The 332-nt window shown below is 56.0% G+C and carries 2 tRNA genes; both read right to left on the reverse strand.

The features are described 5' to 3' along the window. Positions 1-99: 99 nt before the first annotated feature. Positions 100-176: transfer RNA gene (locus AC3IFE_RS01525), tRNA-Asp, on the reverse strand. Between the two features lie 78 nt (positions 177-254). Continuing rightward, positions 255-330, reverse strand: a tRNA-Glu gene (locus AC3IFE_RS01530). Positions 331-332 lie beyond the last annotated feature (2 nt).

Raw genomic sequence — 332 nt, forward strand, 5'->3', positions numbered from 1 at the left:
AGGGTGATGTCCTAGGCCTCTAGACGAAGGGGACAACGTACTGCTTACATCCTTAACGAGAAAGCCCGTTCAAAAACGTTTTTTGAACGGGCTTCGTTCTGGCGGAGCGGACGGGGCTCGAACCCGCGACCCCCGGCGTGACAGGCCGGTATTCTAACCAACTGAACTACCGCTCCAGCTTTCTTACCCAACCTGCAGGACGTCGGTTACGTTCCTGCAAGCCTTGCGACACTTCTACGAAACGCCGCTGAATTTGGCGTCCCCTAGGGGATTCGAACCCCTGTACTCACCGTGAAAGGGTGATGTCCTAGGCCTCTAGACGAAGGGGACAA

The organism is Burkholderia sp. APQ4-4ca (genome assembly GCF_057837105.1).